At 60.6% G+C, this 12819-nt stretch carries 15 protein-coding genes; 5 read left to right on the top strand and 10 right to left on the bottom strand.

Annotated elements, in window-relative coordinates:
- Nucleotides 1–29 precede the first annotated feature (29 nt).
- On the bottom strand, nt 30–1313 hold the full coding sequence (locus B5G40_RS01935; RefSeq protein WP_087187104.1) for a dihydroorotase: 1284 nt from the start codon (nt 1311–1313) through the stop codon (nt 30–32).
- 211 nt (nt 1314–1524) lie between these two features.
- On the opposite strand from B5G40_RS01935, the gene B5G40_RS17065 reads away from it, so the two are divergent.
- Entirely contained in the window at nt 1525–1701 is a 177-nt protein-coding gene (locus B5G40_RS17065) for a hypothetical protein (RefSeq protein ID WP_164475006.1), read from the top strand.
- 52 nt (nt 1702–1753) lie between these two features.
- Here the strand turns inward: B5G40_RS17065 and B5G40_RS01930 are convergent, their stop codons facing one another.
- The 9 genes from B5G40_RS01930 to B5G40_RS01895 all read right to left on the bottom strand — a co-directional run bounded on the left by B5G40_RS01930 (nt 1754) and on the right by B5G40_RS01895 (nt 7708).
- Nucleotides 1754–2332 carry an AAA family ATPase gene (locus tag B5G40_RS01930; protein WP_087326852.1) on the bottom strand — a complete coding sequence of 193 codons (579 nt, stop codon included), beginning with the start codon at nt 2330–2332 and terminating at the stop codon, nt 1754–1756.
- A 16-nt stretch (nt 2333–2348) separates the two neighbouring features.
- On the bottom strand, nt 2349–3140 hold the full coding sequence (locus B5G40_RS17525; protein WP_343286717.1) for an MATE family efflux transporter: 792 nt from the start codon (nt 3138–3140) through the stop codon (nt 2349–2351).
- The gene (locus B5G40_RS17520) at nt 3137–3751 is read right to left on the bottom strand and encodes an MATE family efflux transporter (protein WP_343286716.1); all 615 of its coding nucleotides are present in this window, start codon (nt 3749–3751) and stop codon (nt 3137–3139) included. Before B5G40_RS17520 ends, B5G40_RS17525 begins: the two co-directional genes overlap by 4 nt.
- Nucleotides 3752–3870: 119 nt before the next feature.
- Nucleotides 3871–4311 carry a MarR family winged helix-turn-helix transcriptional regulator gene (locus tag B5G40_RS01920; protein ID WP_087398578.1) on the bottom strand — a complete coding sequence of 147 codons (441 nt, stop codon included), beginning with the start codon at nt 4309–4311 and terminating at the stop codon, nt 3871–3873.
- 71 nt (nt 4312–4382) lie between these two features.
- Entirely contained in the window at nt 4383–5105 is a 723-nt protein-coding gene (gene sigE, locus B5G40_RS01915) for an RNA polymerase sporulation sigma factor SigE (protein WP_087187107.1), read from the bottom strand.
- A gap of 12 nt (nt 5106–5117) precedes the next feature.
- Nucleotides 5118–5966, bottom strand: a complete 849-nt coding sequence (locus tag B5G40_RS01910) for a sigma-E processing peptidase SpoIIGA (RefSeq protein WP_087398577.1) — start codon at nt 5964–5966, stop codon at nt 5118–5120.
- 142 nt (nt 5967–6108) lie between these two features.
- Nucleotides 6109–6453, bottom strand: coding sequence for a DsrE family protein (locus tag B5G40_RS01905; protein ID WP_242959129.1), 345 nt, complete (start codon nt 6451–6453; stop codon nt 6109–6111).
- The gene (gene hisC / locus B5G40_RS01900; RefSeq protein ID WP_087398576.1) at nt 6453–7517 is read right to left on the bottom strand and encodes a histidinol-phosphate transaminase; all 1065 of its coding nucleotides are present in this window, start codon (nt 7515–7517) and stop codon (nt 6453–6455) included. Before hisC ends, B5G40_RS01905 begins: the two co-directional genes overlap by 1 nt.
- On the bottom strand, nt 7514–7708 hold the full coding sequence (locus B5G40_RS01895; protein WP_087266101.1) for a DUF951 domain-containing protein: 195 nt from the start codon (nt 7706–7708) through the stop codon (nt 7514–7516). Before B5G40_RS01895 ends, hisC begins: the two co-directional genes overlap by 4 nt.
- Nucleotides 7709–7842: 134 nt before the next feature.
- On the opposite strand from B5G40_RS01895, the gene B5G40_RS01890 reads away from it, so the two are divergent.
- The 4 genes from B5G40_RS01890 to B5G40_RS01875 all read left to right on the top strand — a co-directional run bounded on the left by B5G40_RS01890 (nt 7843) and on the right by B5G40_RS01875 (nt 12810).
- The gene (locus tag B5G40_RS01890) at nt 7843–8787 is read left to right on the top strand and encodes a S1 RNA-binding domain-containing protein (RefSeq protein ID WP_242959127.1); all 945 of its coding nucleotides are present in this window, start codon (nt 7843–7845) and stop codon (nt 8785–8787) included.
- A gap of 147 nt (nt 8788–8934) precedes the next feature.
- Nucleotides 8935–9633, top strand: coding sequence for a response regulator transcription factor (locus B5G40_RS01885; protein ID WP_087388937.1), 699 nt, complete (start codon nt 8935–8937; stop codon nt 9631–9633).
- Nucleotides 9608–11653, top strand: coding sequence for a sensor histidine kinase (locus tag B5G40_RS01880; RefSeq protein WP_087398575.1), 2046 nt, complete (start codon nt 9608–9610; stop codon nt 11651–11653). The genes B5G40_RS01885 and B5G40_RS01880 overlap by 26 nt, the downstream gene beginning before the upstream one ends.
- Entirely contained in the window at nt 11650–12810 is a 1161-nt protein-coding gene (locus tag B5G40_RS01875; RefSeq protein WP_087398574.1) for a DUF4358 domain-containing protein, read from the top strand. The genes B5G40_RS01880 and B5G40_RS01875 overlap by 4 nt, the downstream gene beginning before the upstream one ends.
- The last annotated feature ends 9 nt before the right edge of the window (nt 12811–12819 follow it).

Genomic DNA, 12819 nt, shown 5'->3' with positions numbered 1-12819 from the left:
GTTCATTCTCCTTTATCTCTTAAAATCTCTTATTTCTCATCCTGATAAATGATCTTTCCGCCCACGATGGTGTACTTGATCTTTCCCTTCAGTTCCTTGCCGGCGAAGGGGGTGTTGCGGCCCTTGGAGGCAAACTGCTCCGGGTCCACCGTCCACACCTCATCCGGGTCAAAGATAACCACGTCGGCGTCAGCGCCGATGGCCAGCCGGCCCTTGGTGGGCAGGCGGAGGATGCAGGCGGGATTGATGGTCATTTTCCGCAGAATATCGGACAGGGGCAGCTCCCCGGTGTGGTACAGATAGGTCAGGGTGACGCCCAGGGCAGTCTCCAGCCCCACCATGCCGCTGGGGGCCTCGGTGAGGGGCCGGGCCTTCTCCTCGGCGGAGTGGGGGGCGTGGTCGGTAGCGATGGCGTCGATGGTACCGTCCTTCAGGCCCTCGATGATGGCCTCCACGTCGGACCAGGTCCGCAGGGGCGGGTTGACCCGGGCCATGGTGCCCTGGGCCAAAATTTCATCCTCGGTGAGGGAGAAATACTGGGGGCAGGTCTCGCAGGTGATCTGCACGCCCTTGCGCTTGTACCGCCGGACAATAGCCACCGATTTTGCGGTGGAGATGTGGCAGATGTGGACCGCGGCACCGGTTTCCTCGGCCAACATGGCGTCCCGGGCTACCATCAGCTCCTCGGCGATGGCAGGCCGCCCGTCCAGACGGAGCTGGCGGGATACCCGTCCCTCGTTGACGGCGTAGTTTTTCACCATATCCGCATCCTCACAGTGGGACAGGATGGTGAGATCCTGCCGGTGGGCCATGATGAGGCCATCCCGCATCAGATTGGCGTTCTGGATGGGCACACCGTCGTCGGACAGGGCCACTACTCCCGCACCTTTCAGAGCCTCAAAATCGGTTAGTTCCTGGCCTCGCTGTCCCTTGGACACCGAGCCGATGGGCCAGACATGGACCCCGCAGGCCTCCGCCGCCTTTCTGCGGACAAAGTCCACCTGCTCGGGGCAGTCCACCGTGGGCCTGGTGTTGGGCATACAGGCGATGGAGGTAAAGCCGCCCCGGGCGGCGGCTGCCGCGCCGGTCTCGATGGTCTCCTTGTACTCAAATCCGGGCTCCCGCAGGTGGACGTGCATATCCACCAGTCCGGCGCACACGGTCAGTCCTGCCGCATCGATGATCTGAGCGCCCGGCTCATTGATGTTGCTGCCGATGACAGTCACCTTTCCGTCTTCCATCAGGATATCCATGACACCGCCGATGCCCCCCACAGGGTCCACCAGGCGTCCCTGACGAATCAACAGTTTCACTGGATCACTCCTTTCCGTTCCGCGGGCCGGCTCTGTGGCCGAAACCCACATTTGCACAGCAAAAAAGGGTACAGGTCCTTCCCCCGTCCCCTCCTGCAAGCCACTCTGTTCTTCGCCCTTCATTATAACTTGAATCGCATATTTTAGCAATGGATTTTTCAGCATTCCGGGCAATAATAAATACGGACATCCAAGGAAGGGAGCTGAGCAAATGACTAATCACACCTTTTTAGGCGGCATGGGCCTTGGCATTCTGGCCGGGGCCGCTATGGGCATGGCGGTAGCCGCCAAGGGGATGCAGAATCCCAAAATGCGCCGCATGGCCAAAAAGGCCACCCGGAAGATGGACCAGATGAAGGATGATCTGGCCGACACCATGGGCTTTTAAGCCAAAAACAGCAAAAAAGACCGCCGTTGGCGGTCTTTTTTGCTGCAATTACTCAGTAGAGCTGCCGGATCAGCTCCGCACAGCGGTCGATGCCCAGGGTTCCGCTGTTGAGGGTAAGGTCATAGTTCTGGGCGTGGCCCCACTTCATATCGGTATAGAACCGGTGGTAGGCCGCCCGGCGCTTATCCTTCTCTTTCAGCCGCTGCTCCGGAGAGGCCTCCCGCTCCCCGTACACCTCCACGATCCGTTTGGCCCGGAAGGCCATATCCGCGTGGATAAATACCCGCAGACAATCAGCCTTATCCCGAAGGATATAGTCGGCGCACCGGCCCACAATGACGCAGGATTCCTTCTCCGCCAGTTCGGTGATGATCCTGCACTGGATCTTCCAGATATAGTCCTCGTTGGTGGGGCCCGCGGTACCGTGGGCAAAGGCGGAGGCCAGTATCCCGCCGGGGGCATACTCCCCCGCCTCCTTGATATAATTTTTGTGAAAACCGCTCTCCGCCGCAATCTTCTCAATCAGCTCACTGTCATAGCAGGCAATGCCCAGAGCTTCGGCCACCTTTTTGCCAATGGTACGGCCGCCGCTGCCAAATTCACGGCTGATGGTGATGATCCGGTTTTTCATGATTGATCCACTCCTTTTATGCGATCTCAGGCGCTTCAGATTGCAGCCGGTGCTCCCGCTTCAGGTGGTTGTGCTCATGGATCAGCAGGCCCAGAGAGAGCAGGAAGGCCAGGCCGTCGGCTACAGGGCCGGTCCACAGCACCCCCTCCACCCCCAGGAACAGGGGCAGGATCAAAGCCGCGGGCACAAAGAAAATGATCTGACGGGCCAGGGAGAGAATGGCGGACTTGACAGGCTTGCCCACCGCCTGGAGATAGACTGCCGCCACCGTCTGGAACCCGGTAAGGGGGCAGAGCATCAGGAAGATGCGGAAGGCCTTTACAGCAAACTCGTTATAAAGCCCCTCCTCGGAACCAAACAGCATGACTACGCTCATGGGCGCGAACTGGAAAATCAAAAAGGCTACGATGGACACCACCTCAGAGGCGATGAGGGAAATTTCCAGGGCTTTTTTCACCCGCTTGAAGTTTTTGGCACCGTAGTTGAAACCGATGATGGGCTGGGTACCGGTGGCGATGCCCAGCAGAATAGCAATCATGATCTGGTTGACCTTCATCACAATACCGGTGGCGGTCAGAGGGATCTCTGCACCATAAACAGAGGTAGCACCATAAACCGCCAGCAGGTTATTGGTCAGCGCCATAACAATGGTGATGGCAAACTGGGTAATAAAGCTGCTCAGGCCGAAGGTAAGGATATTGCCGTAGGTCCGGCCGTTCAGGCGGAAGGAAGCGGCATCAGGATGGACGGTCTTGAACCGGGGCAGATAGACCGCCGACACCACAAAGGAGGCCACCTGTCCGATCACCGTAGCGATGGCAGCACCCTGTACCCCATATGAAAAACAAAGATAAAGACCGGGTCCAGAATCACGTTGAGGACCGCACCGATGATCATGGAAAACATGGCGTATTTGGGGCTGCCATCCGCACGGATCATGGAATTGATGGCGGCTGATATCATCATAAAAGGCAGACCGAGGCCAATGATGAAGCCATACTCCAAGGCCAGAGACCGCAGCAGGTCGGTTGCGCCGAAGAGGGTCAGGATCGGGTCGATGAACAGCAGGAACACCACAGCCAGGACGATGCTGACCACGGTCACCAAGGCAACCGCGTTGCCCACGCCTTTCTTGGCCACGTCCACCTTGCCCTCACCCAGCTTCAGGCTCAGAAAGGCCGCGCCGCCGTTGCCGATCATCATAGCCAGTGCCAGGGCAATGATGGTGATGGGAAACACCACATTGGTGGCGCCGTTGCCCAGGTAGCCTACGCCCCAGCCGATAAAGATCTGGTCCACGATGTTGTACAGGGAATTGACCAGCAGGGCAATGACGCTGGGAACGGCAAATTTCAGGATCAACCGGCCAATGGGCTCCGTGGCAAAGGGACTCTCGCGCTCTGGTACTTCTTTTTCCATCTTGACTTGCACTCCTTTTAGGTAACTAGTTACTTATTTAGCGATAAAAAAGCAGGCAGCGCGCTTGAGTTATCTCCTCAGCACACTGCCTGGGAATTCACTTTTTCTGACCAAAAGGGTCACTCCAGATCGATATTGCTCAAGATCAGATCAATGGCCTCCCCCAGCATTTCCTTTTGTCGGGGCGTAAAATCCCGGCATAGCTCCTCCAGTACCTCCCTGTCCTGCTCCAGAATGGTCTCATGGATCCCCGCAGAGCGCTCGGTACAGGTAATTTTCTTATATCGCCGGTCCTTCTCACTGGGCACACACCGGACCAGGCCCTTGCTCTCCAGCCGCTGGAGCATTTTGGTCATGGCCGGATGGGTCACGTGCTCAATGTGCTCCAGATCGTTTTGGTGGATCTCCTCTTTCCCGGCCGCCTCCAGACGGCTCACCGATCCCAGCACCCGCAGCTGGGCCCAGGTCAGACCCATGTCAGCTGCCTTCTCATCCATCCGCCTGCGGAATTCCCGGCTGATAACTGCGATCTTCAGGCCAAAGGGCATCCTTCCCGTCATACTTCCACCTCATCCAAATAAGTAACTAGTTACATATTATACACCTTCCTGCGGTTTGTCAAGGCGGCTGGTCACATCAGCCGTAAAATCTCCCGCTTGAGCCGGGCGATAATCCGCTTTTCCAGCCGGGAGATGTAGGACTGGGAGATGCCCAGGCTGTCGGCCACCTCCTTCTGGGTGCGCTCCGGCTTGCCGTCCAGGCCGAAGCGGAGGGTGATGATATGCCGCTCCCGCTCCTCCAGCCGCTCCAGAGCGTCGGAGAGCAGCTTGCGGTCCACATCCTCCTCGATGGGTTTCATCACCAGATCGCTGTCAGTGCCCAGAATGTCGGAGAGCAGCAGTTCGTTGCCGTCCCAGTCGGTATTTAGCGGCTCGTCAAAGGATACCTCGCTTTTCAGATTGGTGGTCTTGCGCAGATGCATCAAAATCTCATTTTCGATACATCGGGAGGCATAAGTAGCCAATTTGATGTTTTTGGCAGGCTGGTAGGTGTTGATGGCCTTGATAAGCCCGATGGTGCCGATAGAGATGAGGTCCTCAATACCTACCCCCGTATTTTCAAACCGGCGGGCGATATACACCACCAGCCGCAGGTTGCGCTCAATGAGCTGGGATTTCACCCCCTCGTCCCCCTCATCCAGGCGGCGGATGAGTTCCGCCTCCTCATCCCGGGACAGTGGGGGCGGCAGGGTGTCGCTCCCCCCGATGTACATGATTTTGCCCGGCAGCCTCAGCCCCAGCCGCGCCAGCAGCTTTTGTATGCGCCCATACCAGCGCGTCTTCCAGCTCTTCATAGCCATCCTCCTTTATGCTCCGATGAGGGCGCAGTAGCCGCCCCCGTCGGTGAGCCCGGTGGGCGACAGCGCCACCAGCAAAGGACCGTAGTCCTCCCTGCCCACCTTTACCTTGTCACTGCGCAGGGCCAGCAGCAGCCCGCACTCTACCCCCACCGCCTGATAGGACAACAGCCGGCACCGCAGGCCTGCGTTGCTCAGCCGCTCCAGAGCTGCGGAAGGGTCGCGGAGCTCTGCCTGGCAGGGGGCGGTCCCCGGCGGAAACAGGGTCTTTACCTTCTCCCCCTCTGCCACCAATACCGGCCTGCCGGTGGCCGGGTCGGTGAGGGTATTGCCCGTATCCACCAATGCGGTGAGGACCGCCCGCCGTCCCCCCAGCTCCACGACTGCCGGGGCCAGCTCCCGCCGGGAGCAGTGGCGGGCGGCACGCTGAAAGAGCAGGGTAACAAGCCCATAGCACCCCGCCGCCGACAGCAGCACCAACTTCAGGTCAAGGGGAGATGCCAACACCCCATTGGCCATGGTAAGGCTGCGGCTGCCCAGCAACTGAAGGGCAAAGATACCTCCGCCAAAGGCAGCGGACACCACAAAGAACACCAGGCAAACCCGCAGCAGCCGCCGGCTGCCGCCGTAGCCGATCAGTACGGTCAGCACCCCCACCCCCACCTTGCACAGGGGATGGACCAGAAAGCCCAGCCCCGGCAGGAACACCGCCCCGGCGTAAGCCGCCCCCAGGGCGGCCCCCAAAGCCAAACGCCCCCGGCGGAGTATCTCCCCTGCCAGCCGTCCGGCGGCCAGCAGCAGCAGATAGTCCACCACAAAATTCAGCAAAAACACCTCGTCCAGATAGACCACCGTCATGCGGCTCCCCCCTTCCGGCGTGCAGACCCCATTATACCTGCCTGTCTCCATAAAAAAGGTCAAATCGGGGACAGGGCACAAAAATGGCCCGCCGTGGATTGAATCTCCACGGCGGGCCATATTATGACAGGATTCGATTAAATCAGACGGTGAGCAGAGGCGCCCGGCTCTTGATAAGCTCGGTGAGGGGCGGACCCCAGGAGATCACCTCCAGGCCCATGTCCCGCAGGTCCTGCTCCACACCCAGTTCCCGAGCGCAGGTGACGCAGGCAGAGAAGGCCACCCCCTGCTCCATAGCCAGGGCGATGCGCTCCCGAACCGCCGGGTCATGGGCGGCCAGGGCCGCCGTGTCCCCCCACAGGATGACGGTCACCTTCTCCCACCAGCCCCGGACCAGGCTGTTGACGGCATACATCAGCACCATCTTGTCAAAGACGGTGGGGTCGGCATTGGTCCATAAAATATGCAGATGATTTTCGTCCATCATCACTTTCCCCCCACCAGCTCCGCCATGGCGGCGCACAGAGCCTGCATCTCCTGGTCAGTGCCTACGGTGATCCGCAGGTAGTCCCGGATGCGGGGCTTGTCCCACCAGCGGACCAGTATGCCCCGCTGCCGCAGGCCGTCCAGCAGCTCCTTGGCGGGCGCATCGGGATGGGAGACAAAGAGGAAATTGGCGGCGGAGTCGGTGACAACAAAACCCAGCTTCTTCAGGTGGGCAGCGGTACACTCCCGGGTGTTCTGGATCTTCATGGAAGTGGCACGCAGATAATCCCGGTCCCGCAGGGCCCCCTCCGCCCCGGCCAGAGCCAGACGATCCAGGGTATAGGAGTTAAAGGAGTTCTTCACGCAGTTGAGGGCGGCGATCAGCTCCTCGTTACCCATGGCAAAGCCCACCCGCAGCCCGGCCAGGGACCGGGATTTGGACATGGTCTGCACCACCACCAGGTTGGGATAGCGGTCGATGAGCTCCACAGCGGAGTGGGCGCCGAAGTCCACATAGGCCTCGTCTACCACCACCACTGCGCCGGGGTTGGCCTCCAGAATGGCGCGGATGCCGCACAGGGACAGCTCCCGTCCAGTGGGGGCGTTGGGATTGGCAATCACTACGCCGCCGTTGGGCTCCAGGAAAGGCTCCAGAGGCAGAGCGAAATGCTCGTCCAGCGCCACCTCCTGGTAGGTCAGGCCGTACAGGTCGGCATAGACGGGATAAAAGCTGTATGTAATGTCCGCAAAGAGGATGGGCCGGTCCGGGTCAAAGAAGGCCTGAAAACACATAGCCAGCACCTCGTCGGAGCCATTGCCCACAAAGATCTGGGAGGGTTTCAGGCCGTAGGTGGCCCCCAGCAGCTCCCGCAGGGTGGTGCAATCCGGGTCGGGATAGAGCCGCAGGGTGTCGCAGGCCGCTTCCCGGATGGCCGCCAGGGCCATGGGAGAGGGCGGATAGGGGTTCTCGTTGGTATTCAGCTTAATGAATTTCCGGTCCCGGGGCTGCTCCCCCGGCACATAGGGGGTCAGTGCCCTGGCCCGTGCGCTCCAATACTGGTTCATGTCTCGTCCTCCCCCGGCCGAATGATCTTCTTAATGCTTTTTTCCGCTTTGCTCCGGGGGATCATCAGCTCATGGCCGCATCCCGCGCACCGCAGACGGAAATCCATCCCTACCCGCAGCACCTGCCACCGCCGGCTGCCGCAGGGGTGCTCTTTCTTTAGCTCCAGCACGTCGCCTACATGGATGTCCATGGGTCCTCCCCCTTTTGCTTCACTTTATCCGTGTAAAGAATATTATAAATTCCCGGTCCTCCTCTGTCAATTCAAGGTTCCCCATTGCATATCATTGTCTGGTAAGAAAAAAAACACCCCAACGCAGAAAGGATTTGGTCAGATTGACGAACCGTTTTCCACCCGAGGGGCGGCTGCTCCACACCCCGGAAAATCAGGCTGCCTGCGCCGACGCCCAAGGGCTCAGGCAGGCTATGGAGTCGGAGGCGGTGCTGGAGGGGACCGCCCTGCTGTGTACGCCGGAGCATGATCTCGTCGTGGCCGTAGGCCCCTATCGGGGGCTCATTCCCCGGACGGAGGCCGCCCTGGGCATTGCCGAGGGGGTCACCCGGGACATTGCCATCCTCTCCAGAGTTGGCAAGCCAGTTTGCTTTACAGTCACTTCTATGGAGGAATCCGACGGGGAGCCCCGCCCCCTGCTCTCCCGGCGGCGGGCCCAGCAGATGGCGCTGTCCTACCTGCTGGAGCACTGGAAGTCCGGTCAGGTCATTTCCGCCCGGGTCACCCATCTGGAGCCCTTTGGCGCCTTTGTGGACATAGGCTGCGGGGTACCCTCCCTCATTGGGGTGGAAAATATTTCGGTGTCCCGCATCCCCCACCCCGCCGTCCGGTTCCGGGTGGGGCAGGACATTCTGGCGGCGGTGCTGGACCTGGACCCGGCCCTGGGCCGGATCTACCTGACCCACAAGGAGCTGCTGGGCACCTGGGCGGAGAACGCCGCCCCCTTCCAGCCGGGCATGACGGTGCCGGGGGTGGTGCGTGGGGTCAAGGACTACGGTGTGTTCGTGGAGCTGACGCCCAATCTGTCCGGGCTGGCAGAGCAGGACTGCCGCCTCACCGAGGGCGCTCGGGTGTCGGTGTACATCAAGGCCATCCTGCCCGAGCGGATGAAGATCAAGCTGCTGGCCATTGAGCCCCTGCCTCCATTGGGAGACCCCCAGCCTCTCCACTACTTCATCCGGGAGGGGCGGCTGGACCACTGGAAATACGCACCCCCCGGCTGCGTGAAGGTGGGCGCCGAAACCATCTTTGCCGACTGAGCAAGCCCCCGGACAGCTTTTGCTGTCCGGGGGCTTCTGTTATTGCCCATCCCTCCTTGGGTATGATAAAATCGTAAGAAATACGAAAGGTTTCCTCCCCGTCTTTGAAAGAAACCTCTGCTATGCTGTACCCATGGAGGGATCAATATGAATGAAGCCATTCTTGTGGTGGACGACGACGCCGAGATCGTCCGCGCCATTGCAATCTTGCTGGAAAAAGAGGGCTACCGGGTGCTGAAGGCCTACAACGGCCTCCAGGCCCTGGATCTGGCTATGGACCCGTCTCTGCGGCTCATCCTGATGGACGTGATGATGCCCAAGCTGGACGGGCTGTCTGCCGTGCTCAAGATCCGGGAGCAGCGCAACCTGCCCATTCTCATCCTCAGCGCCAAGGGGGAGGATACCGACAAGATCCTGGGTCTGTCCATGGGGGCGGACGACTATATCGCCAAGCCCTTCCACCCCCAGGAGCTGGTGGCCCGGGTGCGCAGCCACCTGCGGCGGTACACCCAATTGGGAGACGTGAACGCTCCCAGCCAGAAGGCGGAACTGGTCACCGGGCGTCTATGCTATCTGCCCGACCAAAAGACGCTGCTGGCTGACGGCGTGCCGGTGCGGCTCACCGCCACCGAGCTGAAGATCGTGGACCTGCTGATGCGCAACCTGGGCCGGGTGTTCCCCGCCGAGGAGATCTACCGCCGGGTGTGGAACGAGGAGCCCTATTCCGCAGAAAACACGGTGATGGTGCATATTCGCCGCATTCGAGAGAAAATCGAGCTCAATCCCAAAGAGCCGGAATATTTAAAGGTGGTGTGGGGCATTGGATACAAAATCGAGAAGCATTAAGCCCGCCCTGGCCTTTTGGGCCCTGTTTTTCGGCGTCAATCTGCTTATACTGGCCCTGGCCGCCGGTTATTCAGCGGTCCACACCCTGGGCTGGCACGGCATCAGCGACGCTTTCCAGTCCGATTATCAGAATACCGCCGACTTTCGGCGCACCATCTCACAGTGGTTTTACAGCTTTGCCGACCCGGACTGGCAGGAGCATTACCAGCTGAGCGATCAAAATCTGCTCTACAAGGTAACCAAAGACGGTCAGACGGTGGCCACCAACGCCGACGGCCTCTCCCCCGACGCCCTGCCGGAGGGATACAACTTCCTGCTCTATTTTAACGGGGAGACCGTCACCATTCAAAAGGACGGCCAGGAAATAGACATTTACGGCGACGGCTACTACCGGGAGGAGGACCAGTGGAACCTGCCCGGCTACCGCAATATGCCGGTCCCCCAGTCCTACGCCGGGCTCACCATTACCATGGCTGTGGCCAAAGAACCGGTGGCCTATATTGCGGACACCGCTGCTCTGACCGGCGATGTCATAACCGATAGCGGCCTCTACTCCACAATGGATTATGCCGCCCGCCTGCAGTTTCCCCTGATCCTGTTCGTGGTGGTCCCGCTGGCGGTGGGAGTTGTGCTGCTGCTCTGGTCCATTCTGTGGCATAAACACAAGGTGCGGGCAGACCAGGCCATCGCTTGGTTCACCGGAAAGATCTGGCTAGAGGTCAAGCTGGTGCTGCTCATTCCCTTTTTTCTGGCCTGCATCGCCGCCTTTTTCTGTCTGGTGAGCCTGTATACCGCTCATTATTACACCATCTGGTTCTATCTGTCGGTACCGGTGGCCCTATGGTGGGCCTACCTCTATCTCAACGACCTGCGATACAACTTCGGCCACATCACCGCCAACAGCCTGTGCGCCCTTCTGGCCCGGCTGTACCGGGGCGGGGAGCTGTCCTGGCCCGCCGGACAGCGGATGATGCGCCGCTCTGCCCTACAGTTCCTGGCGGCTGTGCCCTTTATTCTGGGCTGTATCGTGGTCTTTTTTCTTCTGTTCGGCCCCACCATGTCCCGCCTCCCTATTTTCTTTCTCCTGTTGCTGCTGGCCCTGGCAGGGCTCTTCCTCATCGCCGCCCAGCTGTGGCTCATGAGCCAGAACCGCCGCACCGCCGCCGATGTGGATGCCCTGCTCTCCCGCATCCAGGCCGCTGGGACTGGTCAAGCCTCCGCCGCACCTCTGCCCCAAGATTCTGATCTGCGGGCTGCGGTGGAGGGGTTGGACCAGATGGAGGTACGGTTGAAGGACGCCCTGTCTGAGCAGATGAAGAGCGAAAAGCTGAAGCTGGAGCTCATCACCAACGTGTCCCACGACCTCAAGACCCCCCTCACCTCCATGGTGAGCTACACCGAGCTGCTGCGGCAGGAGGAGGACCTACCTGACCATGTTCGGGACTATATTCTGGTGCTCTATCAAAAGACTCTGCGGCTCCAGGCCATGGTACAGGATGTGTTTGACGTGAGCAAAGCGGCCACCGGCAACCTGCCGGTCACCATACGGCCCCTGGACTTTGCCAAGCTGCTCCGCCAGACTCTGGCCGACCTGGACGAGGACATCCAGGCCTCCGGCCTTGCGCTCCGCTCCAATCTGCCCGATGGACCGGTGTGGATTATGGCTGACGGGGACCGGCTGTACCGGGTGTTCCAGAACCTTATTGGCAATGCCCTGAAATATGCTCTGGACGGCTCCCGGATCTACCTCACCCTCTCCGTGGAGGGGGACAGGGCCGCCGCTGTCATTCAGAACACCTCCCGGGAGGAGCTTCCCTACGGCGTGGACTTCACCGAGCGCTTTGTCCGGGGGGACCAGAGCCGCACCGATGGGGGCAGCGGCCTGGGCCTGTCCATTGCCCGTACCTTTACCGAGGCCTGCGGCGGTTCCTTCTCCATCCGCACTCAGGCCGATCTGTTCACCGCGTCAGTAACCTTCCCCCTGACCCAGACCAGACCCCAACCGGAGGTGTCACCATGAAACGAGTGACTTTGCTTCTGCTGTCACTTCTGCTGCTGGCGGGCTGCGCCCCCAAGGAACCCACCACAGACGCCTCCGCCATCGATCTGGGAGGCGTGGTGGCGGAGTCCCAGCCGGAGGAATTCTACAATGGCCTGACGCCCCTCTCCAGCGAACTGGACCCAGAGGGGCTGGAGGCCTATCTGACGGCGGCCTACGGCCTGGACCGGGAGGACTGGGTGGACGCCGTAGCAGCCTACTCTGAAGGGCTCCAGGCCTATGAGCTGGCGGTGATCCAGCTGGCTGACGGCGTGGATGCCGGATCGGCGGAGGAGCTGCTGCTGGCCTATCTGGAAGGCCGCCAAGCCGACTTTACAGGCTACGCCCCCGACCAGGCCGCCCTGGTAGAGGACGCCCTGCTGCTCCGGCAGGGCCGCTGGCTTCTGCTGGCCATCTGCCCCGATCCCGAGGCCGCCAAGGAGGCCTTTCTGACCCGCTTTGACGGCGAGACCACCCAGACAGCGGCCCGCCCCTATACGGTGGAGCGGGACAGCCGGGGCTATGTGGTCTTTGATCCTCCCAATGAGGAGGAGATGCCCCTCTACGACACCGCCCCTGTGATGGAGGCCTACCGCACTGGGGATACCTCCGCCCTGTCCGAAGAGGACGCCGCCATTCTGGAGATATGCCGGCAGGTGCTGGAGGCAGAGATCGACAACGATATGTCCCCGGCGGAGCAGGAACTGGCGGTCCACGACTGGATCATTGACCACGCCGCCTATGACGAGACCCATTCCTCCCCCAACCGCAGTCATCCCTACGGCCTTCTGGTGGAGGGGCAGGCCATCTGCATGGGGTACGCCAACACGTTCCAGCTGTTTATGGGACTGCTGGATATCCCCTGCGTCACGGTGATCGGGGCCTCCAGCGACTCCCGGCAGGACCACGCCTGGAACCTGGTACAGCTGGATGGGGACTGGTACGCAGTGGACACCACCTGGGACGATCCTCTGGGCGGTTTTGTGGATGTACCCGCCGCCAATGAGTCAGGGCACCACACTTACTTTAATGTGACCAGCGATTTTCTCCGGCAGACCGACCACCAGTGGGACTACGACGCCGTCCAGGAGGCGGAGGGTACTTACTGGACCTGGCGGCACCTCACCCGGAGACGCTGAAACGCAAAA

The organism is Flavonifractor sp. An9 (genome assembly GCF_002161245.1).
GTDB lineage: Bacteria > Bacillota > Clostridia > Oscillospirales > Oscillospiraceae > Flavonifractor > Flavonifractor avicola.
This window is presented reverse-complemented; position numbering and strand designations above follow the sequence as displayed.